Genomic DNA, 24033 nt, shown 5'->3' with positions numbered 1-24033 from the left:
GTTTTTTTACGTTCTTTCGCTGGATGGGACGTCCGCTCTTCGTATAGCAGCCCTTAGGATTGAAAGTACAAAAATACGACCTAACACCATTCTGCACAGTGAAGGCTCGGTCATCGCTAAACGCTCAGATTTTCAATGTTTCAATGACCATTCGCAGAGCGGGGGATACATTGCGATGAGGGTAATAGAGAAACAACCCCTCCATTCGCAGGCTGTAACGCTGTAAAACTCTGATAAGCGCCCCGCGTTCCAGATCATCTGTGACCAGTTCGACAGGAACATAGGCCAGCCCCAAGCCCAGCCGGGCGGCTTCTGCTTCCATATAACTGTCAGATAAGGCCCATTGCCCTTCAGGCCGATGAGTGATTTTTTTATCATCCTGACTGAGTTCCCACTGGTACACGCTGCCGTCGGCAAACTGATAGGCGATACAGGGATGCGTTGTTAAATCCGCCGGGGTTTGCGGAAAACCGTAGCGACGAAAATGCTCAGGGGTACCCACAATGGCCATCTCCATATCGGGCGTAATGCGTACAGCAACCATGCCAGGGCTTACTTCGGGCCCCAGGCGAACGCCCGCATCGAATCTTTCTTCGATAATATCGACGAACCTGCTCTCGTTTATGAGTTCCAGCCTGATATCAGGATAGCGCTGTTTAAATATCGCAAGCTTTGGCAGCAGGCATTTATCAATCGCGTGCTGGCTGGCATTGATACGAACCGTGCCGGAAGGGGTCTCGCGATAATGTGCCAGCGTGGCAAGCCCTAAATCTAGCGTATCAAATCCAGATGCCGTCTTCTGGTAGAGCTGCTCGCCCGCTTGCGTCAGCGACAGTTTACGCGTGGTGCGCATCAGTAGCTGGACACCCAGCCTTTCCTCAAGCTCACGAACGGAACGGCTGACCCCTGATTGAGCAAGCCCCAGCCGCTGAGCCGCCGCGGTAAAACTGCCTTCCCGTACCACTTGCATAAATAGGTACAACTCGTTGTAGTTCTCCCTTTTCGCCATTGAATAATCCCTCCTGAACGACAGCAAACTCAGCATTAATTTATAACAATATGGTATCAATCTTAGCAGTAATACCCCTCTAATCAGCACTAATTCTGCTCACTATAATGACCCCATCAAAACAAAGCACCGCAGCGTTGTCCGTAGGAAACCTGTATCTCTCTTGTTTTTCATGGGGATTTTTATGAAAACCTTCACCCGAACGCTAAAAACCGCGATGCCGGCCATGCTGTTATTCGCATCATTAAGTGGAGTCACGACAATGAGTTATGCTGATTCAACCAATCCGAACGCCCCTGTTTCCATGACAGATAAATGGGATAAAACGTTCGCCGAGAGCCAGAAAGTCGATCATCATAAAGTCTCGTTCCAGAATCGATATGGCATCACCTTAGTGGGCGATCTTTACCTGCCCAAAGATCGCGGCGATCGCAAGCTGGCGGCGATTGCGGTCAGTGGGCCTTTTGGCGCGGTGAAAGAGCAATCCAGCGGTCTGTATGCGCAGACGCTGGCGGAACAAGGGTTTATTACCCTGGCGTTTGATCCCTCTTACACGGGGGAAAGCGGCGGCTATCCGCGAAACGTCGCCTCACCGGATATCAACACGGAAGATTTCAGCGCGGCGGTGGATTTCTTAGGGCTGCAAAAAGAGGTGGACCGCAACCGTATCGGGCTGCTCGGCATTTGCGGCTGGGGTGGCATGGCGTTAAACGACGCCGCGATGGATACCCGCGTTAAAGCAGTGGCAACAAGCGTAATGTACGATATGAGTCGGGCGATGGGCCATGGCGTGGGGGATGGCAAAGACCGTTATTCCACCGCTGACCGTCGTGCCGTTCTGCAGTATCTGAATGAACAGCGCTGGAAGGATGCGGAAAGTGGAACGTTCGCTCACGGCGCTCATGATATTAACGTCGACAGAAATGGCAAGGTCAGCGCGGGTCAGCGCATTCTGCCAGAAACCCTGCCGGCCGATCCGCATCCGGTGCTGAAGGAGTTCTTTGATTACTACCGCATGCCGCGCGGTTTCCACGCGCGTTCCGTTAACTCTAAGGGAGCGTGGACGGCAACGATGCCGCTGTCGTTTATGAATATGCCGCTGCTGAGCTACGCCAGTGAAATCACCATCCCGACGCTTATCGTGACCGGCGAGAAAGCGCATTCACGCTATTTTGCCGAAGATGCTTATAAGGCGGTCGGCAGTAAAGACAAAGAGCTGGTGATTGTCCCCGGTGCAAATCATGTGGACCTGTACGATAACGTTGCCGGAAAAATACCTTTCGCTAAGTTCGAACAATTTTTCAAAGCCAATCTGAAATAAACCCTCTACTGACAACATTAAAAGCCACCTGTCTACGCGGTGGCTTTATTCTGACTTTTGTGAAATCTGACTATGTCTATACTTAGCCAAACACCATCACCGAATAATCAGCACGCTCACTGGAGCGCCATTTTTGCCATGACCCTATGCGTCTTTGTGCTGATTGCATCGGAATTTATGCCCGTCAGCCTGCTTACGCCGATTGCCCGTGATTTAGGCGTGACGGAGGGACTGGCAGGACAGGGGATTGCCATCTCCGGCGCGCTGGCCGTCCTGACCAGCCTGACGCTTTCGGCACTGGCTGGAAACAGGGATCGCAAGTCCCTGTTACTGGGGATGACGTTTCTGATGGCCGTGTCGGGGCTCGTTATCGCACTGGCCTCCAGTTATCTGGTGTATATGGCCGGTCGCGCGATGATAGGTATTGCGATCGGGGGGGTCTGGTCGATGTCTGCGGCAACGGCGATTCGTCTGGTGCCACAACATCAAGTCGCGCGTGCCCTGGCTATTTTCAACGCCGGCAATGCGCTGGCGACGGTAGTGGCAGCCCCGCTGGGGAGCTACCTTGGCGCCACTGTCGGATGGCGAGGCGCTTTCTTGTGCCTGGTTCCGATCGCGGTGGTGGCCTTTATCTGGCAGTGCGTTAGTTTGCCTGGTATGAACGGCAATAAAGCTCCTGCATCACGTGGAACCGTACTCCGCCTGTTCGCTCGTCCTGTTGTCTCTCTTGGCATGCTGGCCTGTGGCCTGTTCTTTATGGGGCAGTTTGCGCTATTTACCTATGTGCGCCCATTCCTGGAGACGGTGACGCGTGTTGATTCCTCTGGCTTGTCGTTGATTTTACTGATTATCGGCGTGGCCGGTTTTATTGGCACGCTGGTTGTCTCGGCATTCCTCAACAGGAAATTCTACCTAACGCTGATGGTTATCCCTGGGATGATGGCCGTCATTGCCGTCGCCCTGATTCTTACCGGGCATCACGTTTGGGCTGTCTCGCTGCTGTTAGGTCTCTGGGGCATGCTGGCCACCGCCGCCCCAACGGGATGGTGGACATGGATTGCCCGCACGCTTCCCGACAATGCGGAAGCCGGGGGCGGACTGATGGTTGCGGTGATTCAGCTCTCGATTGCGCTTGGTTCAACGACAGGAGGCATGGTGTTTGACCATCTCGGCTGGCAGAGCGCCTTTGCCATCAGTAGCATGCTGCTGCTTTGCGCCGGAGTGTTGACGTTTTTCACCTCACGCCAGAAGAGCAGAGCGCCTTAATCCGGCGAAGGCCCGCGCGCCAGAAACGTGGAAAGCGAGATGTCGCTGCGCACAGAGCGTACGCCCTCAAAGCTCTGGATCTTCATCAGGAAATTCTCCAGCGATTCGGTATCGGCGGCGCGTACTTTGATAAAGACGCAACCGTCCCCGGCAAAGGGTATGCAATTCTTCTACTTCCTTGCGGCTGGTGAACTGCAAAAGGGCGCGCGTTGCTTGATAGCTAAGCTGCTGGTATCGGTCACCAAAAACGTTACCACTTCATACCTCAAGGTCGCGTTCGCCATACCAAATAAGCCTCAGTGCGATGAAACAAATACCGACGCAGGCTGCGCGGGCGGAATGGCGAAGTGACGCTGCATGCGTTTTATCTCCTCTGCCGGTGGCAGGCCAAACAGACGTTTGAATTCGCGATTAAATTGCGATGGGCTTTCATAGCCAACGGCGTAACTCGCGGCGGCGGCGGTGATTTGTTGGCGCACCATCAGCATCCGTGCCTGGTGCAGGCGTACCGATTTCACATACTGCATCGGCGGCATCTGCGTTATCGCTTTGAAATGGCTATGAAAGGTCGGCACGCTCATGCCGGCCAGCATCGCCAGCTGCGTCAGCGTTAACGGCTCCGCGTAAGTGGCGTGGATGTGCTGCAACGCTTTACCGATTTTGCCAAACTGGCCTTGCAAGGCCAGCGCGGCACGCATCGCGTTGCCCTGTGCGCCTGTCAGCACGCGGAAATAGAGTTCACGCACCCGCGCCGGACCGAGGATCGCCGCCTCAAGCGGGTTGTCCAGGACGTCAAGTAGGCGAAGTACGGCCATTTTTACCGCGCCGTCCATGGGGCTCGACATCATGCTTTGCGGCGCGACGGGAGGATACGGGGCGCCATGCTGTTCAATCTGCAACATCAGTTCAGCGGCAAGCTGAAAATCCAGATGTATATAAATCGCCAGCAGCGGATGCGCTGCCGACGCGTCGGTTTCCATCACAAACGGCACCGGCACCGAAACCGCCAGGTAGTGCTGCTCATCATATAAATAGGTCTGTTGACCGAAATAACCGCGTTTGCTGCCCTGGCAGACAATCACGATCCCCGGATCGTACAGCACCGGCGTTCTGGCAAGCGGGCGATCGGAACGTAAAATTCGCACATCAGGTAGGGCAGTGAGGTTGTATCCCTCTTGCACCGCAAGTCTATTCATCAGGGCAATCATGTCGGACATCCCACCACCTCATAAAATCAGGCAAGAAAAAGAGAAGATACGGCCTAAAAATGCGGCAGAGCAGAGAATACCATGCAACCTTCTTGGTTCATGGGAGTTCTTTTTATGGCATCTGCAAAAACGATTTTAATCACTGGCGTCAGCAGTGGCTTTGGCCAGGCGCTGGCGCGGGAAGCCCTCGCCGTAGGGCATCGGGTTGTAGGGACGGTGCGCAACAGCGAAGCGCTGCAGGCTTTCGGCGCGCTCGATACGCAGCGGGCTTTTGGCTATCTGCTTGATGTCACGGACGTTGAGCGTATTGATGAGGTGGTTGGAGAGATTGAGTCCGCCGTCGGTCCGATAGATGTGCTGGTGAACAATGCCGGTTACGGCCACGAAGGCATTCTGGAAGAATCCCCGCTTGCAGAGCTGCGCCGCCAGTTTGACGTCAATGTGTTTGGCGCGGTGGCGATGATCAAAGCCGCGCTGCCGGGCATGCGCCAGCGCCGTCGCGGCCACATTATCAATATCACCTCAATGGGCAGTTTCATTACCTTGCCCGGTATCAGCTATTACTGCGGCAGCAAATTTGCACTGGAAGGGATATCAGAAGCGTTAAGTCAGGAGCTTACCCCGTTCAACATACACGTGACCGCAGTGGCGCCCGGTTCGTTTCGAACGGACTGGGCCGGGCGTTCAATGGTACGCAGCCCTCGCCGTCTCCCGGACTATGACGCGTTATTTGAACCTGTTCGTCAGGCGCGCCAGGAAAAAAGCGGCAAGCAACTCGGCGATCCGGTGAAGGCGGCTCACGCCATGCTGGCATTGATCGAGAGCCAGACCCCGCCAACGCATCTGTTGTTAGGCAGTGACGCATTAAGTTTGGTGCGGCAAAAGCTCGAGGCGTTAGGTCAGGAAATTAAACAATGGGAGAAACTGACCCGTTCAACGGATGGCTGAACGGTGTCGGGTAGGGAGGGCGTAGGGATCACCGATTATGATCCGCCCAACAGCAAAAAGCCCGCTTAAGTATCCTTAAGCGGGCTTCTCTAAATATGGCTCCTCTGACTGGACTCGAACCAGTGACATACGGATTAACAGTCCGCCGTTCTACCGACTGAACTACAGAGGAATCGTGTGAACGGGGCGAATAATAGCGAGGCGCCGTCGGCATGTCAAAGGCGGATTACACATTCTGTGACTGTTTGCTTACAGAATGCGCAACCCGTTGAGTTTTTTGGCAGATTTAGCCCTCTGGCGCTCGCTGCAGGCGCAGCTGATAGCGGTAAACGCCGGCGGTGAGCAGGTAATCCCGGTGCACGCTCGGGCTCCAGGAGTCGTCGCCGCCCACTCCCATATGGAAGCCGTCCAGGTGCAGCCAGGTGCCTGCTTCCGGCTGCAGCAGATGCTGGTGGCTGCAGGCCATCAGCTGTTGCAGGCCGTAGCGGCTGAGCGAGAAGTGGAAGCGGCCGTCGATGCGCCAGCCGCCGTAGCGCAGGCTGCGGGTGTCACAGCGCAGGCCGTTCTCGCCGGGGAAAATATACGGCGTATGCAGATCCGCCAGCGGCAGGCGCCAGCGCCCGTGCTGCGCGGCCAGGCGGCGATCCGGGTAGTTCTCGTGCGGGCCCAGGCCCAGCCATTCCGCCTGCGGCTGCACCGTCGCCAGTTGGCAGTGCAGGCCGATGCGCGCCGGCGGCGGCAGGGCGTCGGCCACCTCGACCTCCACGTTCACGCTCACCGCGCCCAGCGCGTCGAACAGCCACTGTTTGCGGCTGATCAGCAAAATCTCCCCTTCCACGCCGAACTGGTGTTCGCTCACCACCCGCACGCCGTTTTGCAGCGCATCCGCCTGCAGCCGCGTGTAGCGCTCTTCCAGCCGGTACAGGCCCGCCAGCTTCCAGCGTTCGACCCAGGCGTTGGGATCGATATGGTTCGCCTCGCTGACGCCGATGTCGTTATCGATCGGCGCGCGCGCAAAGCCGTCGCGCAGCGGCGTCAGCAGCTGCGGCTGCTCATTCTGCCACCACTGCGTCAGATGGCCGCTGCTGCGCTCGAAGCGCCAGCGCTGGTCGCCGTGGGTAAGCGTCAGCCCTTCATCATTTTCAATCAGCGTTGGCGGCACGCCCTGCGCCGGCGGCGGCGCGGGATGCAGCGCGCGCGGCACCCGCCACTGATCCCAGGCGCAGCGGTGGTGCGCTTCAGACCAGTCGGTGGCCTGCGGTTGCACCACCTCCACGTTCAGCCACAGTTCGCCGGGCTGATGCAGCATCGGCAGCCGGTCGAGCAGGGTGAAGCTAGCGCTGCCCTGCGGCGGCAGCGCCAGATCGAGACTGCCGCTGGCGCGCTCCACGCCGTCCAGCTCCAGCCGCCAGTTGAGCTGCTCGTTGTCGGTGTGGCGGAACAGGTAGTCGCTGGTGACGGTCAGCGTCAGCGAGGCGGCGTCGAAGGCGAAGCGGAACAGCTGCTGCGCCCGCTGCGCTTCGAACAGCGACGGGTGCGGGGTGCGATCCGCGAACACCAGCCCGTTCAGGCAGAACTGGCGATCGTTGGGGGTGTCGCCGAAGTCGCCGCCGTAGGCCCAGAATTCTTCGCCGCGTTCGTCGCGCCGGATCAGCGCCTGATCGACCCAGTCCCAGACAAAGCCGCCCTGCAGGCGCGGATGTGCGTGGAACGCTCGCCAGTAGCGCTCAAAGCCGCCGAAGCTGTTGCCCATCGCATGGGCGTATTCGCACAGGATCAGCGGGCGCTGTTCCTCCGGCAGGCCGATCCACTTGCCGATCGCCCATTTGGGCACCGCCGGGAACGGCTGATCCTGATCCACCCGCGCATACATCGGGCAGATAATGTCGGTGGCGGCAGTGTCGGCACCGCCGCCTTCATATTGCACCGGGCGGGTCGGATCCTGGCTTTTCACCCAGCGGTACAGCGCGTCGTGGTTCACGCCGTGGCCGGACTCGTTGCCCAGGGACCAGATAATGATGCAAGGGTGGTTGCGATCGCGCTGCACCATGCGGGTGACGCGCTCGCTCATCGCCGGCAGCCACAGCGGATCGTCAGCCAGGCGGTTCATCGGCTGCATGCCGTGGGTCTCGATATTGGCTTCGTCCACCACGTACAGCCCGTAGCGGTCGCACAACCGATACCACAGCGGGTGGTTGGGATAGTGCGAGCAGCGCACCGCGTTGAAGTTGTGCTGCTTCATCAGCAGGATATCGTGGCGCATCGTCGCCTCGTCCATCACCTGGCCGTGGCGCGGGTGATGCTCGTGGCGGTTAACGCCGCGGATCAGCAGCGGCTGCCCGTTGAGCTTCAACAGCCCGCCGCTGATTTCCACCTGGCGAAAGCCGACGTCATAGGCTTCCACCTCGATAATCACCCCTTCGGGCGAGAGCAGGGCGACGGTGGCGCGATACAGCGCGGGCGTTTCGGCGCTCCACAGCGCCGGGCGTTCCACCGGCAGGCGCAGCGTGACGCGATCGTCATAGGCGCCGCGTTCGTCCACGATCTCGCTGCCGAGCGGCTGGGTGCGTTCGGCTACCCGCGCGCCATCGCGCCACAGCTGAACCTGCACCAGCAGCGGGCCGGGCCGGCTGGCGCGCGCCGTCACCACCAGTTCGCCGCGGGTAAAGCCGTCATGCATCGGGGTGGTGATGCGCACATCGCTCAGGTGCGCGGCGGGTTTGTGCAGCAGGCTGACGTCGCGGAAGATGCCGCTCATGCGCCACATGTCCTGATCTTCCAGATAGCTGCCGTCGCACCAGCGCAGCACCATCACCGCCAGCCGATTTTCACCCGGCCGCAGCCACGGGCCGAGATCGAACTCCGCCGGCAGGCGGCTGTCCTGCGAATAGCCGACCCAGTGGCCGTTGCACCATAAATAGAACGCCGAGTTGACGCCGTCGAAGATGACGCGCGTCTGGCCGGCGGCCAGCCAGGCCGGATCGACGTCGAAGGTGCGTGAATAGCAGCCGGTCGGATTGTCTTCCGGCACGCGCGGCGGATCGACCGGGAACGGATAGCGCACGTTGGTGTAAATCGGCGCGTCGTAGCCGGCGAGCTGCCAGTTGCTCGGCACCGCCAGCGGGGCGGCGTCCGGCAGATCCTGCTGCAGCCAGCTCTCCGGCGCCGCCTCTGGGCGCGGGAAATAGCTGAAGCGCCACTCGCCGTTCAGCGACCGGCGGCTGGCGCTGGGGGCGTCATCGCGCGCGTCTTCCACCGTGCGCCAGCTGGCGAACGGCGGGTGAGCGTCCAGCCGGCGGTAGTGGGTGCAGGCCGGGTTTTGCCAGTCACGGCGGGCGAGGATTTCGGTCAGGGAAGCATGGGGCGCAGCAGGCATCGGCGATCGTCCAGTCGGCTAGGTGATGCTCACCAAGATGCTGACCGGCGCATAAAAAGTAAAGCGGTTACACGCAACCTTGCTAGGGCGATCAAATAACCGTTAATGCGGTTCGCCGGCGCGGTAGATCCGCTGTGGGCGGCCGACCTTGCCGTAAATGATCTCGGCGCGCAGCTGCTGTGCGGCGGTGCAAAACTCCAGATAACGGCGCGCGGTGGTGCGGCTGAGCCCCATTTTTTGCGCAACGCTTTCAGCGGTGTGGCGCGCGGCGGGTTCGGCGAACAGCGCGCGGATCTTGCCCAGCGTCAGTTCGTCGATGCCGGCGGGCAGCGCCGCCTGCTGCTCGCCGCGGGCATAGGTGTTGAACATCTCGTCGATGCGGCGCTGGTTGAGGCGCGCTTTGTCCTTCAACGCTTCGCGGCGCTGGCTGAAGCGCTGCAATGTCTGGCTCAGCCGGTCATAGGCCAGCGGTTTGATCAGGTAGTCGAACACGCCGTAGCGCAACGCCTCGGCCACGGTGGCCATGTCGCTGGCGGCGGTGATGAACACGATGCCGCCGCGATACCCGCTCAGCGTCAGTTCGCGCAGCAGGGTGATGCCCTGGCCGTCGGGCAGAAAGTTGTCCAGCAGGATCAGGTCCGGCTTGAAGCGCTCGGTCATGGCGCGCGCCTGCGCCAGGGTGCCGGCCAGCCAAATCTGGCGGCAGCCGCCGTTCTGGCGGATAAACTCCGCGTGCATCTCCGCCAGCGGCGTTTCGTCTTCAACGATCAGGATGTTCAGCCATTCCATAATGAAACCTACTATTGCAATCAAGATGCTAAATGAATGTAAGTAAATTGCGGCGCTAAATAAAGATTATCTCAATAATAAACACCATAAGATTAATTAAGCAAATAAAGAACATTAAATAACTTATTAACCGGGATCGGTTTGTGAAATAGGTCAATAATCGGCGTTTTTTTTCTGTTTACCATTGATTTACCGAACGCGAAGTGGCGTTTATCTTCATGGTTTTTAAGGTTTTAATTGCCGTCATTGATGTTAATTAAAATGCCTTTTTGTATTTAACTTGTTGTTTGCCAGTTAACCCAGAGAGCGTGTTATGTTAGGCGATGCCGTATTTAATCGGGTAAAGCGATCGGATCATAAAGCGATTTCGGAAATAAGCGCCTTCTTGCGCAGTAACGATCTGAATATCGACACCACGGTTGAAATATTTATTACCGTTACCCAGCACGACAAATTGGTCGCCTGCGGCGGCATCGCCGACAATATTATCAAATGCGTCGCCATCAGTCCGCTGATGCGCGGCGAAGGGTTGGCGCTGGCGCTGGCGACCGAGCTGGTGAACCTGGCCTACGAGCGCCACCACACCCAGCTGTTTATCTACACCAAGGTGCAGAACGAGCCGCTGTTCCGCCAGTGCGGTTTCTACCCGATCGCCACCGTGCCGGGCATCGTGGTGCTGATGGAAAACAGCCCGTGCCGCCTGAAGCGCTACGCCGCCCAGCTGGCGAGCCAGCGCCGGCCGGGCGAGACCATCGGCAGCATCGTGATGAACGCCAACCCCTTCACACGCGGGCATCAGTATCTGGTGCGTCAGGCGGCCAAACGCTGCGACTGGCTGCACCTGTTTCTGGTGAAGGAAAACACCTCGCGCTTCAGCTATGAAGACCGCCGCCGGCTGGTGCTGGCCGGCACTGCCGATATCCCCAACCTCACGGTACACGAAGGCTCGCAGTACGTGATCTCGCGCGCCACCTTCCCCTGTTACTTCATCAAGGATCAGGGCGTGGCCGACGACTGTTACACCGAAATCGATCTGAAGATCTTCCGCCAGTATCTGGCGCCCGCGCTGGGGATTACCCACCGCTTTGTCGGCAACGAGCCGTTCTGCGCGGTGACCGCGAAATACAACCGCGACATGCGCTACTGGCTGGAAACGCCGGCGCTGCCCAGCCCGCCGATCGCGCTGGTGGAAATCGAGCGTTTGCAATATCAGGGCACGGCGATCTCCGCCTCCTGGGTGCGCAAGCTGCTGGCGGCGGGGGACTTCCACGCCGCCGCGCCGCTGGTGCCGCCGGACACCCTGTACTACCTGCAGGATCTGCAAACGCAGCGCCGGGCCAAGGCGGCCCCGCATCCCTTTTGAGTCCGCACAATCAGGTGAATGATGAAAATTATCCGAGAAGCAATGGCCGGCACGCTGGAATCCAGCGATGTCATGGTGCGCATCGCGCCCGCCGAGGGGCCGCAGCACGATCTGTTGATCGCCAGCAGCGTGGAAAAACAGTTCGGCGCGGCGATACGCCACACCCTGCTGGAGGTGCTGCAGCGCTATGAGGTGGAGCCGGTGCAGGTGATCGTCGACGACAAGGGGGCGCTGGACTGCGTGCTGCGCGCCCGGCTGGAAACCGCGCTGATGCGCGCCTGCGAGGGCGGCCAACTGCCGTGGGAGGCGAAAGATGAAAACGCTGAATAAAACCCGGCTGCGTCGCAGCATGCTGTTCGTTCCCGGCGCCAATGCGGCGATGGTCAGCAATGCCTTTATCTACCAGGCCGATGCGCTGATGTTCGATCTGGAAGACTCGGTGATCCTGCGTGAAAAAGACGCGGCGCGCCGGCTGGTGTACCACGCGCTGCAGCATCCGCTGTATCAGGAGGTGGAAACCATCGTGCGCGTCAATGCGCTCGACTCCGCCTACGGCCTGGCGGACCTGCAGGCGGTGGTACGCGGCGGCGCGGACATCGTGCGCCTGCCGAAGACCGACAGCGCGCAGGACGTTGTCGACATGGAGCGCGAGATCGCCGCCATCGAGGCGGCCTGCGGCCGGCCGGTCGGCAGCACCGGGCTGCTGGCGGCGATCGAATCGGCGCAGGGCATCACCAACGCGGTGGCGATCGCGCACGCTTCGCCGCGTCTTATCGGCATCGCGCTGGGGGCGGAAGACTATGTGCGCAACCTGCGCACCGAACGCTCGCCGGAGGGCATCGAGCTGCTGTTCGCCCGCTGCTCGCTGCTGCAGGCGGCGCGCGCCGCCGGCATTCAGGCGTTCGACACCGTGTATTCCGACGCCAACAACGAAGCCGGCTTCCTGCAGGAAGCGGCGCTGATCAAACAGCTCGGCTTCGACGGCAAATCGCTGATCAACCCGCGCCAGATTGAGCTGCTGCACAACCTGTACGCGCCGACCGCCAAAGAGGTGGCGCACGCGCAGCGGGTGGTGGACGCCGCCGAGGCGGCGGAGCGGGAAGGGCGCGGCGTGGTGTCGCTCAACGGAAAAATGGTCGACAGCCCGGTGATTGAACGCGCCCGGCTGGTGCTGGAGCGCGCCGCGCTGTCCGGCTTACGGGAAGAACCGGCGCAGCACGGGGAGGAAGCATGATGAACCGCCAACAACGATTGATGACCTTCGCCAACCCGGCGGATCTGCCGGGCTATCAGGACGTGTCCAAAGCCAACCTGCAGGCGCGCAAACCGCGCGATCTCAAGCTGTGCGACTCCTTGCAGGAAGCGGTGCGCCGCAGCGGGCTGCAGGACGGCATGACCATCTCCTTCCACCATGCGTTTCGCGGCGGCGATCTGGCGCTCAATCAGGTGATGGAGACGCTGGCGGCGATGGGGTTCCGCAACCTGACGCTGGCCTCCAGTTCGCTGACCGACTGCCATGCGCCGTTGGTTGAGCATATCCGCCACGGCGTGGTGAGCCGCATTTACACCTCCGGGCTGCGCGGCCCGCTGGCGGACGCCGTTTCGCGCGGCCTGCTGGCGGAGCCGGTGCAAATTCACTCGCACGGCGGCCGGGTCAACCTGATTGAATCCGGCGAGCTGAAGATAGACGTGGCCTTCCTCGGCGTGCCGGCCTGCGATGAGTTCGGCAACGCCAACGGCTACAGCGGTGAAGCCTGCTGCGGCTCGCTCGGCTATGCGCGGGTGGACGCCGAGGCGGCGGGCACCGTGGTGCTGCTGACCGAGCAGCTGGTGCCGTATCCGCATCATCCAGCCAGCCTGGCGCAGGATCGGGTGGATCTGATCGTGCAGCTGGAGCGGGTGGGCGACGCCGACAAGATCGGCGCCGACGCCACGCGCATGACCTCGAACCCGCGCGAGCTGCTGATTGCCCGCCGCGCCGCCGAGGTGATCGCCGGTTCAGGCTACTTCACCGAAGGGTTTTCGCTGCAAACCGGCACCGGCGGCGCCTCGCTGGCGGTGACCCGTTTCCTGGAGGACAAGATGCGCGCCCGCGGCATTCGCGCCGCGTTCGCCCTTGGCGGCATCACCTCGACCATGGTGGATCTGCACGAGAAAGGGTTGATCGGCAAGCTGCTGGACGTGCAGAGCTTCGATCGGGCGGCGGCGACCTCGCTGGCGCGCAACCCGCGCCATATCGAAATCAGCGCCAACCAGTACGCCAACTTCAGCTCCAAGGGCGCGTCGGTCGATCGGCTCGACGTGGTGGTGCTGAGCGCGCTGGAAATCGACACCGGCTTCAACGTTAACGTGCTGACCGGTTCCGACGGCGTGCTGCGCGGCGCGTCCGGCGGCCACTGCGACACCGCCGCCGCCGCGCGGCTGGCGATCATCGTCGCGCCGCTGGTGCGCGGGCGCATCCCGACGCTGGTGGAGCAGGTGACCACCTGCGTCACGCCGGGTTCCAGCATCGACATTCTGGTGACCGACCACGGCATCGCCGTCAACCCGGCGCGGCCGGAGCTGGCGCAGCGCCTGCGGGAAGCCGGGCTCGAGGTGGTGAGCATCGACTGGCTGCGCGCCCGCGCGCTGCAGCTGACCGGCGAACCGCAGCCGATCGCCTTTACCGACAAGGTGGTGGCGGTGGTGCGCTACCGCGACGGCTCGGTGATCGACGTGGTGCATCAGGTGGCGGAGTAACCGATGGCCGCCGTCGATACCCAACTGGCCGCCGAACGCGCGGTCAGCCTGCCGGAGCTGCTCACCAGCCGCGAATGCCGTCAGGCGCGCCAGCAGGCGTGGCTGGCGCAGCACGAGTGCACGCTGCTGGTGCTGACGCTGGTCGTCCCCGGCCCGGTGAAGGACAGCGCGCTGACGCGCGGCATCTTCAACCTCGGGTGGGCGGCGCTGCTGCGGCTGTGCGCCGAGCAGGGCTGGCCCAGCCCGCAGGCCGAGGCGCTGGCGCTTTCCACCGGCTGCGAAGGGTTTGTGGCGCTGCGCGCCGACGCCCAGCGGGTGAAAGATTGCGCCATGCAGCTGGAGGTGAGTCGCCCGATCGGCCGGCTGTGGGATATCGACGTGCTGGATGCGCAGGGGCGCATTTTGTCGCGCCGCGACATCGGCCTGCCGGAACGGCGCTGCCTGCTGTGCGGCCAACCGGCCAAGATCTGCGCCCGCCAGCGGCGGCATGGCAGCGAGCAGCTGCTGCAAGAAATGGAAAGGATGTTCAACGATGCGATCTCTGCCGATTAATCCACCCGCCCGCCGAGCCGAGCCGGCCTGCGACTTCGCCCGCGCCGCTTTCCGCGCGCTGCTGGTGGAGGTCAACCTCACGCCCAAACCGGGGCTGGTGGATCGTCATAACACCGGCGCCCACCGTGACATGGATCTCGGGCACTTCTACCGCAGCGCCCGCGCCATCGGCGTGTGGCTGCCGCGCTTTATCCAACGCGGGCGCGAAGACGCGGCTCTGCCGGCAGAGCAGCAGCTGGCGCGGCTGCGGCCGCTGGGCCTGGCCTGCGAAAACCAGATGTTTCGCGCCACCGGCGGCATTAACACCCACAAGGGCAGCGTGTTCTCACTCGGGTTGCTGTGCACCGCCTTCGGCCGCCTGCAGCAGCAGGGCCGTGACATCGGCGCGGAGGCGCTGTGCGGCGAGGTAGCGGCGATGTGTCGGGGGCTGGTGGACCGTGAGCTGCGGCGCAACAACACCGGGCAGACCGCCGGCCAGCGCTTGTTCGCTGCGCATGGCCTCAGCGGCGCGCGCGGCGAGGCGGAGTCCGGTTTTCGGTTGGTGCTTGACGGCGCGCTGCCGCTGTATCGGCAACGGCTGGCCGCCGGCGGCGACGAACAGCGGGCGCTGCTGGACAGCCTGCTGTGGCTGATGGCCCACAACGATGACACCAACGTCGCCTCGCGCGGCGGCCTGCGCGGGCTGCGCTGGCTGCGGCGCCGGGCGGCCTGGCTGCTGGCGCAGGGCGGCTCGGCGGGGGAGGCTGGCCTGGCGCGCCTGCGGCGCTTCGATGCCGACTGCATTGCCCGCAACCTCAGCCCAGGCGGCAGCGCCGACTTGTTGATAGTGACCTGGCTGCTGGCGCAGCTGGGTGCCCAAGAATAATAACCAAGCCTTCAGGAGAGTCCCTATGTCCCAAACCCAGGAAAAGATCTGGAAAGCGATAGCGCCGCTGGCGGTGCTCGCGATCCTGTTATTGATACCGGTGCCCGACGGCATGCCGCCGCAGGCGTGGCACTATTTCGCCATCTTCGTGGCGATGATCGTCGGCATGATTCTGGAGCCGATCCCGGCCACCGCCATCAGCTTTATCGCGGTGACCGTCAGCGTGCTCAGCGCCAACTGGGTGCTGTTCGGCGCGCAGGAACTGGCGGAGCCGGGCTTCAAAGCCGGTAAAGAGGCGCTGAAATGGGGGCTGGCGGGCTTCTCCAGCACCACCGTCTGGCTGGTGTTCGGCGCCTTTATCTTCGCGCTGGGCTACGAGGCCACCGGGCTGGGGCGGCGCATCGCGCTGTTCCTGGTGAAGTTCATGGGCAAGCGCACGCTGACGCTGGGCTATGCGGTGGTGATCATCGATATTCTGCTGGCGCCATTCACGCCGTCCAACACCGCGCGCACCGGCGGCACGGTGTTCCCGGTGGTGAAAAACCTGCCGCCGCTGTTCGATTCCTTCCCTAACGATCCCTCTTCGCGCCGCATCGGCGGTTACCTGATGTGGATGATGGTGGTCGGCACCAGCATCAGTTCCTCGATGTTCGTCACCGGCGCCGCGCCGAACGTGCTGGGCATCGAGTTCGTCGGCAAGATAGCCGGGGTGCACATCAGCTGGATGCAGTGGTTCCTGGCGTTCCTGCCGGTCGGCCTGCTGCTGCTGATCATCGCGCCGCTGATCTCCTACTACCTGTACAAACCGGGCGTGACCCACAGCAGCGAAGTGGCCGCCTGGGCGGATACCGCGCTGGGGGAAATGGGCAAGCTGACGCGCAAGGAGTACACCCTGATCGGCCTGGTGCTGCTCAGCCTGTGCCTGTGGGTGTTCGGCGGCAAGGTGCTGGACGCCACCGCGGTGTGCCTGTTGGCGGTGTCGCTGATGCTGGCGCTGCACGTGGTGTCGTGGAAAGAGATCACCAAATATTCCAGCGCCTGGAATACGCTGGTTAACCTGGCGACGCTGGTGGTGATGGCCAACGGCCTGACGCGCTCCGGCTTTATCGACTGGTTCGCCCAGACCATGAGCACCCACCTGGACGGCTTCTCGCCGAACATGACGGTGGTGGCGCTGGTGCTGGTGTTCTACTTCGCCCACTACCTGTTCGCCAGCCTGTCGGCGCACACCGCCACCATGCTGCCGGTGATCCTGGCGGTCGGCAAAGGGTTGCCGGGCGTGCCGATGGAGCAGCTGTCGATGCTGCTGGTGCTGTCGATCGGCATCATGGGCGTGCTGACGCCGTACGCCACCGGGCCGGGGGTGATCATCTACGGCTGCGGCTACGTGAAATCGAAAGACTACTGGCGCCTAGGCGGCATTCTCGGCGTGGTGTACATCGCCGCGCTGCTGCTGATCGGCTGGCCGATCATGAGCCTGTGGTACTGAGTTGACGCACAGCGGCCGCCGCCCGGTGGCCGCTGGTACGATCTTTTCCCGTGAACCCTGTCACACACTTGTCACACTAACCCCGCCATCATACGCAGGCAAACGCTAACACCTTAAAAATAATCATTTTCCGGGAGCCTCTGCGGATGAGAAAAAAAACGTTATTGCTGTGCCTGCCCTTGTTATTCACCGGGAACGCGCTGGCGGACGCCGGCGGTTATCAACTGGAACAGGTGCTGGTGATGAGCCGCCATAACCTGCGCGCGCCGCTGGCCAACAACGGCAGCGTGCTGGCGCAGTCCACGCCGAAGGCCTGGCCGGTCTGGGAAACGCCGGGCGGCCAGTTGACCACCAAGGGCGGGGTGCTGGAAGTGTATATGGGGCACTATTTCAACGCCTGGCTGAAGCAGACCGGCCTGTTGCCGCAAGAGGGCTGCCCGACCGCCGGCAGCGTGTACGTCTACGCCAACAGCCTGCAGCGCACGGTGGCCACCGCGCAGTTCTTCAGCAACGGCGCGTTCCCCGGCTGCGACGTCAGCGTGCACCATCAGGACAAGATGGGCGAGATGGATCCGACCTTCAACCCGATCATCACCGATACCAGCGAAGCCTTCAACCAGCAGGCGCTGGCGGCGATGAACGCCGCGCTGGGCTCGCTGAAGCTGGACGCCTCTTACCAACAGCTGGCGAAGATCATCGACTACAAGGATTCCGCCGCCTGCAAGACCGACAAACACTGCGACCTGACCAAAGAAGCCAGCGTGATGAGCGCGGTGCCGGGCAAAGAGCCGGGCGTCTCCGGCCCGCTGCGGGTGGGCAACTCGCTGGTGGACGCCTTTATGCTGCAGTATTACGAAGGTTTCCCGATGAAAGAGGTGGCCTGGGGCAAAATCGCCACCCCGCAGCAGTGGAAGCAGCTGGCGCAGTTGAAAGACGGCTATCAGGATTCGCTGTTCACCTCGCCGGTGGTGGCGCAGAACGTCGCCAAACCGCTGCTGACCTACATCAACAACGCGCTGCTCGGCGAGCGCAAACCGGACGCGCCGAAGCTGACGGTGCTGGTCGGCCACGACTCCAATATCGCCTCGCTGCTGTCGGCCATGCAGTTCCAGCCGTATCAGCTGCCGCAGCAGTACGAGAAAACGCCGATAGGCGGCAAACTGGTGTTCCAGCGCTGGCGCGACGCGCAAAACAACCGTGAATTGCTGAAGATTGAGTACGTCTATCAGTCCACCGAACAGCTGCGCAAGGCGACGCCGCTGACGCTGCAAACCCCGCCGCAGCGCGTGACGCTGGCGCTGAAAGGCTGCCCGATCGACAAGGACGGTTTCTGCGCCTGGAGCGATTTCGAAAAGACCATGAAAGGCATCTTGTAATGCCCAGCCTCTCTCCCGATCGCGGGGGAGAGGCCTCTCCCCATCCCGGCTAACGTGCCGCCGTACGAGCCTTAACGCCATTTATTTTGCCCAGGGTCATTGTTGCAGGCGGTTTCGGGGGCTAACATCATCAGCCTGCCTGCTTATCATGGATACCGCCGTTGCCCACTTTTATCCGCAATATCGAGTTTTTCACGCCGGACGGCTATCCGGGCCAGGTGGCGCGTTGCCATTTTGCGCTGGCGGAGTATCGCGACGAGAGTTTTCCCGAGGCGGGCTTTGCGCTGCCGGACCATCTGGCGCGCGCGGTGCCGAAACGCCGCGCGGAGTATTTGGCCGGGCGTGTTCTCGCGCGCCAGCTATTGGCGCCGCTCGGTTTTGCCGATTTCACCCTGACGCGCGGCGAAGATCGCGCGCCGCAGTGGCCGCCGGGCATCGCCGGGGCGCTGAGCCATAATTCGGATACCGCGCTGTGCGCCGTACACCGCGAGAGCGGGCTGGGCGGCGTTGGGTTGGATGTGGAGACGCTGCTCTCCGACGTGCGGGCGGAGGAGCTGTGGGGGGCGATCGTTTCGGCGGGGGAGCGCGAGGCGTTGCTGCGCGAAACGCTGCCGTTCAACGAGCTGCTGACGCTGACGTTTTCCGCCAAAGAGAGCCTGTTCAAGGCGCTTTATCCGCAGGTGCGCTGTTACTTCGATTTTCTCGATGCGCGCATGGTCGCCGTGGATACGCAGCGGCAGACGTTCGTATTAGCGTTGCTTAAGACCTTGACGCCAAATTGCCCCGCCGGCCGCCGGTTCAGCGGGCGTTTTTGGCGTGAAGGTGACGACGTCACGACCTTTATTTTTTGCTAAAATACAATAATAACAGTGTGTTATTTCTTGCTGCGCCGTAACGTGGATTTGCCGCAGCGAGCGGAAAGATTCATTCATCGGAGATTGACCCTCGGTGGGGAATCGGTGTAATTTATCCTCCTTTTACAGCTAATGATAATTATTCGCATAAACATTATCATTGGTGAGGCGCAACAAAGGAGTGGTCTGTGGCGACACTGACGACAGAAAACCAAACCTTCCCCGGGTTTGCGTACGCCGAACAATCGACCTTTTTGTACCGGTCCGAATTCCGTTCCCTCTCCGCCAGCGGCGTGTTCGAACGGATTGAGACGCCGGCGTTCGGCGGCGAGCAGGAAGGCAGCGCGCTGGCGCAGCATATTCGCCAGGCGCTGGCGCGAGCCAACGCCGCCGGCCAGGAGACGCCGGTGGTGGTGGGCGCCATTCCGTTCGACACGCGCCGGCCTTCCTGCCTGTATGTGCCTGAAAGTTACGAGTTTGTCGCCAACGACAGCTTTACCCGCGCCGCGCGCCCGATGCTGCAACAGCCGCATCGCCTGGCCGCCTGCACCAGCATTCCGGACGAGCCGCGCTTCAAGCACGCGGTGGCGGAAGCGGTCAGCCGCTTTAAACAAGGCAAGCTGGACAAGGCGGTGCTGTCGCGCATCCTCGACATCGAGCTTGAGCAGCCGGTGGCGGGCCACCAGATCCTCAATAACCTGATGGTGCAGAACCCGACCGGTTACCACTTTTCCCTGCCGCTGGCCGATGGCGGCGTATTGATCGGCGCCAGCCCGGAACTGCTGATCCGCAAGCAGGGCGGCGAGATCCACACCAACCCGCTGGCGGGTTCGGCGCGCCGTCAGGACGATCCGCAGCAGGATCGCCTCGGCAGCGAGCGCCTGATGCGCTCGACCAAAGACAAATACGAACACAAGCTGGTGATCGACGACATCCGTCGGCACCTGGCGCCGCTGTGCGCCAGCCTGAGCGTGCCCAGCGGCCCGTCGCTGCTCAGTACCGGCACCATGTGGCATTTGTCCACCCGCATTCGCGGCGAGCTGCTGAACCCGAATCTCAACGTGATGCAGCTGGCCTGCCTGCTGCATCCGACGCCGGCGCTGTGCGGCTTCCCGACCGAGAGCGCCCGCCAGCTGATCGCCGATCTGGAACCGCACGATCGCGGCCTGTTCAGCGGCATCGTCGGCTGGTGCGACGCCAACGGCGACGGCGAGTGGGCGATCGTCATCCGCAGCGGCCTGCTGCGCGGCAACCGGGTGCGGCTGTTCGCCGGCGCGGGGATCGTCGCCGCCTCGACGCCGCAGTCCGAGTGGCTGGAAACCGCCGCCAAACTGGGCACCATGCTCAACGCTTTCGGCCTGAACAGCGGCGCGCTGTAGGGCCACTTTTGCGGCGCAGCGCGCGCCGCATCCTATCCTTTTCGCAGGAGACAACGATGAACAACAACATGACCCGGCTGTGCGCCCGGATGGCGGTGCGCGCATGAGCATTCAGATGGATTTCACCGGCAAACGCGTGTGGGTGACCGGCGCGGCGCGCGGCATCGGCGAGCAGATCGCCCGGCATTTTTTGACGCAGGGCGCCGAGGTGGTGGGGTTTGACCGCGAGTTCGCCAACCCGGATTTGCCTTACCCTTGCGTGACGCTGGACATCAGCCGGCCGGAGCAGGTGGAGGCGGTGTGCCGCCAACAGCTGGCGGAAAACCCGCAACTGGACGTGTTGGTCAACGCCGCCGGCATTCTGCGCATGGGCAATACCGAAGATCTGAGCGTGGATGACTGGCACCAGTGCATCAACGTCAACGCCTCGGGGGCGTTTTACCTGTTCCGCGCCGTGCTGCCGCACTTCAAGGCGCAGCGCAGCGGGGCGATCGTCAGCATCGGCTCCAACGCCGCGCACGTGCCGCGCGCGCAGATGGCGGCTTACTGCGCCTCCAAGGCGGCGTTGACCAGCCTGAACCACTGCGTGGGGCTGGAGATGGCGCCGTTCGGCGTGCGGTGCAATCTGGTGTCGCCGGGCTCGACCGACACGCCGATGCAGCGCGGCATGTGGCAGACCGATGATGCGCAGCAACGCACCATCGCCGGCTTCCCCGAGATGTTCAAGCTGGGGATCCCGCTGGGCAAAATCGCTCGCCCGGACGAGATCGCCAACGCGGTGTTGTTCCTGGCCTCCGACTTGGCCAGCCACATCACCATGCAGGACATTGTGATCGACGGCGGCGCGACGCTGGCCGCCTGAGTCAGACCCGCTGGCGGCGCAGCAGGTGCCGCGCGCCTTCCGCCGCCAGCAGCAGCACCGCCAGCCAGATCGCCAGATAGGTCGGCCATTCGCTTTGGCCGATGCTTTCGCCGAGCAGCAGCGCGACGATCACCAGCAGCACCGGTTCCACATAGCTCAGCAGGCCGAACAGGCTGAACGGCAGCAGGCGGCTGGCGAGGATGTAACACACCAATGCCACGGCGCTGATGACGCCGAGCAGCGGAATGCGCCAATACAGCTCGGCATTGATCGGCAACGCCGCTGCGCCGCCGTCGCCGAAGGCGAACCAGGCCGCCGCCGGCAGCATCAGCGCCAGCTCGCACCACAGCCCGCCGAGATTGTCGGTGCCGAAACGCCGCCGCAAAATAAAGTAGAGCGGATAACCCAGCGCCACCACCAGCGTCGGCCACGACACGCCGCCCGCCTGATACAGCTCATTGCCTACCCCCACCATGGCGCATGCCACCGCCAGCTTTTGCAGCAGCGACAGCCGGTCGCGGTAGATCAAACGGCCCGCCAGCACCATGGTCAGCGGCAGCAGAAAATAACCGAGCGATACGTCGAGCGCCTTGCCGTGCAGCGGCGCCCACAGGAACAGCCATAGCTGCACCCCCAGCAGCGCCGAGGTGAGCAGCAGGCCCAGCAGGCGCCGCGGCCGTTGGCCGATCCAGGCCAGCGTGTCGCCCACCTTGCGCCAATCGCCGGACAGCGCCATGAACAGCGTCAGGAACGGCAGCGTCAGCAGCGTGCGCCAGCCGTAGACCTGCTCGCCGTTCAGCGGGGTGAGGGTAGAGGTGAAGTAATACATCGCGCCGAACAAGATGGAGGCGACGACTGAAAGAGTGATGCCCTTAATCACACGCGTTCCTGGTGAGTGATTGATTTTATGGCGGCTACTGTAGAGAAATTTGCCGCTAACGACAATGGCGCCGCCGGGCGCTGGACAATCGGCGGCGGCGGGTTACAATGGATACTGTGTATTCATACAGGTTTTGGCGATGACAATCGATCTTTTTGAAGACGCGCTGCCGCCGCCGTGGCGCGAAGAGATCGCCCCCGGCGCGGTGGTGATGCACGGCTTTGTGCGCGATCACGGGCCGGAACTGCTGGCGGCGGTGCAGGGCGTGGTGGCCCAGGTGCCGTGGCGGCATTTGACCACCCCCGGCGGGCACGTGATGTCGGTGGCGATGAGCTGGTGCGGCAACGGCTGGACCAGCGACAGCCGGGGCTACCGCTATTCGGAACGCGACGCGCGCAGCGGCAAACGCTGGCCGGCCATTCCGCCGATCCTGATGGCGCTGGCGGACGAAGCTGCGCAGCAGGCGGGCTTCGGCCCCTTCGTGCCGGATTCCTGCCTGATGAACCGTTACGATCCGGGCAGTAAGCTGTCGCTGCATCAGGATAAAGACGAACACGACTTCGGCGCGCCGATCGTCTCGGTGTCGCTCGGGCTGCCGGCGGTGTTTCAGTTCGGCGGCCTGCAACGCAGCGACCGGGCGCGGCGCATTCCGCTGGCGCACGGCGATGTGGTGGTGTGGGGCGGCCCATCGCGGCTCTGTTTTCACGGCATCCTGCCGGTCAAGGAAGGCTACCACTCGCTGGTGGGGCCGCACCGCATCAACATCACGCTACGCAAGGCGCTTTAACTGCGGCTCCTGCGCCAGGCAGGCGACGAGATAGTCGATAAACACCCGCAGTTTGGGCGGCAGATACTGGTTGGGCGCATAGAGCAACCACAGGCCGCCGTGATAGCTGCTGAGGAAATCCCATTCCGGCAACACCTGCACGATCTCGCCGTCGTCGAGCGCCTGGCGGGCGGTAAAGTACGGCAGGCTGCCGATGCCGATATGCCGTTTCACCGCGTCCAGCCGCACGCCGGTGTGGTTGGCGGCGTAGCGGCCGCGCACGCTGACCGTCACCGTTTTGCCGCTGCGGCGGAATTTCCATTGCGCGTCGCTCGGCGTTTCTCCCAGATAGATGCAGCTGTGCGCCGTCAGATCGTGCGGGTGCAGCGGCGTGCCGTGTTGCGCCAGGTAGTGCGGCGTGGCGCACAGCAGATGGTCTATTCTCATCAACTGGCGGCCGACCAATCCGGGCGACGGGCGATCGGTAATGCGCAGCGCCAGATCGACCCGATCGTCGATCAAATCCATGTAACGATCTTCCAGCCGCAGCCTCACGTCCACCTTCGGGTAGCGGCGCAGGAACTCCGGCATGTGCGGATGCAGCACGAAGCGGCCCACCGCTTTGGGTACGCTGACGCTGACCAGCCCTTCGGGCTCCGCGGCGCCGCGCCCGCCGATCGCCATGACCGCGTCGGCCGCCGCCAGCAGGGTGCGGCAGTGCGCAAACGCCTCTTCGCCGCTTTCGCTCAGCCGCAGTTTGCGGGTGGTGCGGTGCAGCAGCTGCAGCGCCAGCGCCTGCTCGAGCTTCGCCACGCTGCGGCTGACGGCGGAAGGCGAAGCGCCCAGCTTGCGGGCGGCGGCGGAAAAACTGCCGCTCTCTACCACCTGAACGAAAACGGCCATTTCGGCCAACAGCGCGTAAGAAAGATTTGTGCTCATGACGCAAAGGTCCATTGTGATGGCGGCGGATTATGCTCCGATTATGACATGA

The 24033-nt window shown here is 62.4% G+C and carries 22 protein-coding genes and 1 tRNA gene; 15 read left to right on the top strand and 8 right to left on the bottom strand.

Features of this window, described 5'->3' with window-relative positions:
• Positions 1 to 124 precede the first annotated feature (124 nt).
• Positions 125 to 1009, bottom strand: coding sequence for a LysR family transcriptional regulator (locus ACP39K_RS04650; RefSeq protein ID WP_033639896.1), 885 nt, complete (start codon positions 1007 to 1009; stop codon positions 125 to 127).
• Between the two features lie 262 nt (positions 1010 to 1271).
• Here ACP39K_RS04650 and ACP39K_RS04645 point away from each other — a divergent pair, with 262 nt between their 5' ends.
• Both ACP39K_RS04645 and ACP39K_RS04640 read left to right on the top strand, forming a co-directional pair.
• Positions 1272 to 2330, top strand: a complete 1059-nt coding sequence (locus ACP39K_RS04645; protein ID WP_126186870.1) for an alpha/beta hydrolase — start codon at positions 1272 to 1274, stop codon at positions 2328 to 2330.
• Positions 2331 to 2468: 138 nt separating this feature from the next.
• Positions 2469 to 3596 (top strand): MFS transporter, encoded by a 1128-nt coding sequence (locus ACP39K_RS04640; RefSeq protein WP_497008381.1) that lies wholly within the window; start codon positions 2469 to 2471, stop codon positions 3594 to 3596.
• On the opposite strand, the gene ACP39K_RS04635 is transcribed toward ACP39K_RS04640, so the two are convergent.
• Both ACP39K_RS04635 and ACP39K_RS04630 read right to left on the bottom strand, forming a co-directional pair.
• Positions 3593 to 3727 carry an Lrp/AsnC ligand binding domain-containing protein gene (locus tag ACP39K_RS04635; RefSeq protein ID WP_315902113.1) on the bottom strand — a complete coding sequence of 45 codons (135 nt, stop codon included), beginning with the start codon at positions 3725 to 3727 and terminating at the stop codon, positions 3593 to 3595. The genes ACP39K_RS04640 and ACP39K_RS04635 overlap by 4 nt on opposite strands.
• Before the next feature lie 165 nt (positions 3728 to 3892).
• A complete protein-coding gene (locus ACP39K_RS04630) occupies positions 3893 to 4813 on the bottom strand; it encodes an AraC family transcriptional regulator (RefSeq protein WP_033639898.1) in 921 nt (306 codons plus the stop codon).
• A 105-nt stretch (positions 4814 to 4918) separates the two neighbouring features.
• Here ACP39K_RS04630 and ACP39K_RS04625 point away from each other — a divergent pair, with 105 nt between their 5' ends.
• Positions 4919 to 5752, top strand: a complete 834-nt coding sequence (locus tag ACP39K_RS04625; RefSeq protein WP_033639899.1) for an oxidoreductase — start codon at positions 4919 to 4921, stop codon at positions 5750 to 5752.
• Between the two features lie 96 nt (positions 5753 to 5848).
• Here the strand turns inward: ACP39K_RS04625 and ACP39K_RS04620 are convergent.
• The 3 genes from ACP39K_RS04620 to dpiA all read right to left on the bottom strand — a co-directional run bounded on the left by ACP39K_RS04620 (position 5849) and on the right by dpiA (position 9917).
• A tRNA-Asn gene (locus ACP39K_RS04620) sits at positions 5849 to 5924 on the bottom strand.
• A 114-nt stretch (positions 5925 to 6038) separates the two neighbouring features.
• Entirely contained in the window at positions 6039 to 9128 is a 3090-nt protein-coding gene (locus ACP39K_RS04615; RefSeq protein WP_222398223.1) for a beta-galactosidase, read from the bottom strand.
• A 102-nt stretch (positions 9129 to 9230) separates the two neighbouring features.
• Positions 9231 to 9917, bottom strand: a complete 687-nt coding sequence (dpiA, locus tag ACP39K_RS04610) for a two-component response regulator DpiA (protein ID WP_004940807.1) — start codon at positions 9915 to 9917, stop codon at positions 9231 to 9233.
• A 313-nt stretch (positions 9918 to 10230) separates the two neighbouring features.
• On the opposite strand from dpiA, the gene citC reads away from it, so the two are divergent.
• From citC to dhbA, 11 genes are all read left to right on the top strand, one after another.
• Positions 10231 to 11280: a [citrate (pro-3S)-lyase] ligase gene (gene citC / locus ACP39K_RS04605; RefSeq protein WP_089184783.1), complete on the top strand. Its 1050-nt coding sequence runs from the start codon at positions 10231 to 10233 to the stop codon at positions 11278 to 11280.
• 21 nt (positions 11281 to 11301) lie between these two features.
• Positions 11302 to 11610, top strand: a complete 309-nt coding sequence (gene citD / locus ACP39K_RS04600) for a citrate lyase acyl carrier protein (protein ID WP_019452464.1) — start codon at positions 11302 to 11304, stop codon at positions 11608 to 11610.
• Positions 11594 to 12514 carry a citrate (pro-3S)-lyase subunit beta gene (gene citE / locus ACP39K_RS04595; protein ID WP_016927085.1) on the top strand — a complete coding sequence of 307 codons (921 nt, stop codon included), beginning with the start codon at positions 11594 to 11596 and terminating at the stop codon, positions 12512 to 12514. Before citD ends, citE begins: the two co-directional genes overlap by 17 nt.
• The gene (citF, locus tag ACP39K_RS04590) at positions 12514 to 14019 is read left to right on the top strand and encodes a citrate lyase subunit alpha (protein ID WP_028130661.1); all 1506 of its coding nucleotides are present in this window, start codon (positions 12514 to 12516) and stop codon (positions 14017 to 14019) included. Before citE ends, citF begins: the two co-directional genes overlap by 1 nt.
• Before the next feature lie 3 nt (positions 14020 to 14022).
• Entirely contained in the window at positions 14023 to 14571 is a 549-nt protein-coding gene (gene citX / locus ACP39K_RS04585; RefSeq protein ID WP_222398225.1) for a citrate lyase holo-[acyl-carrier protein] synthase, read from the top strand.
• Positions 14552 to 15436 carry a triphosphoribosyl-dephospho-CoA synthase CitG gene (citG, locus tag ACP39K_RS04580; protein WP_089184781.1) on the top strand — a complete coding sequence of 295 codons (885 nt, stop codon included), beginning with the start codon at positions 14552 to 14554 and terminating at the stop codon, positions 15434 to 15436. Before citX ends, citG begins: the two co-directional genes overlap by 20 nt.
• Positions 15437 to 15461: 25 nt before the next feature.
• Positions 15462 to 16925, top strand: a complete 1464-nt coding sequence (locus tag ACP39K_RS04575) for an anion permease (protein WP_015378437.1) — start codon at positions 15462 to 15464, stop codon at positions 16923 to 16925.
• Between the two features lie 146 nt (positions 16926 to 17071).
• Positions 17072 to 18301, top strand: coding sequence for a bifunctional glucose-1-phosphatase/inositol phosphatase (gene agp / locus ACP39K_RS04570; protein ID WP_033639904.1), 1230 nt, complete (start codon positions 17072 to 17074; stop codon positions 18299 to 18301).
• A 161-nt stretch (positions 18302 to 18462) separates the two neighbouring features.
• Entirely contained in the window at positions 18463 to 19155 is a 693-nt protein-coding gene (locus ACP39K_RS04565) for a 4'-phosphopantetheinyl transferase family protein (protein WP_060444566.1), read from the top strand.
• Positions 19156 to 19343: 188 nt separating this feature from the next.
• Positions 19344 to 20534, top strand: a complete 1191-nt coding sequence (locus ACP39K_RS04560) for an isochorismate synthase (RefSeq protein ID WP_048796519.1) — start codon at positions 19344 to 19346, stop codon at positions 20532 to 20534.
• A gap of 103 nt (positions 20535 to 20637) precedes the next feature.
• Positions 20638 to 21396, top strand: a complete 759-nt coding sequence (gene dhbA, locus ACP39K_RS04555) for a 2,3-dihydro-2,3-dihydroxybenzoate dehydrogenase (protein WP_025303452.1) — start codon at positions 20638 to 20640, stop codon at positions 21394 to 21396.
• A 1-nt stretch (position 21397) separates the two neighbouring features.
• Here the strand turns inward: dhbA and rarD are convergent, their stop codons facing one another.
• Positions 21398 to 22276 (bottom strand): EamA family transporter RarD, encoded by an 879-nt coding sequence (gene rarD / locus ACP39K_RS04550; protein ID WP_033639908.1) that lies wholly within the window; start codon positions 22274 to 22276, stop codon positions 21398 to 21400.
• A gap of 139 nt (positions 22277 to 22415) precedes the next feature.
• Here rarD and alkB point away from each other — a divergent pair, with 139 nt between their 5' ends.
• Complete coding sequence (alkB, locus tag ACP39K_RS04545) at positions 22416 to 23063, top strand: DNA oxidative demethylase AlkB (protein WP_033635177.1); 648 nt, start codon at positions 22416 to 22418, stop codon at positions 23061 to 23063.
• Here alkB and ACP39K_RS04540 read toward each other — a convergent pair.
• On the bottom strand, positions 23046 to 23981 hold the full coding sequence (locus ACP39K_RS04540; protein WP_089184779.1) for a LysR family transcriptional regulator: 936 nt from the start codon (positions 23979 to 23981) through the stop codon (positions 23046 to 23048). The two genes, alkB and ACP39K_RS04540, sit on opposite strands and share 18 nt — an antisense overlap.
• Positions 23982 to 24033: the final 52 nt, after the last annotated feature.

Source organism: Serratia sp. EC4 (genome assembly GCF_059652115.1).
The sequence above is the reverse complement of the archived record's forward strand: the minus strand, read 5'-3'. Positions and strand labels throughout refer to the sequence as shown.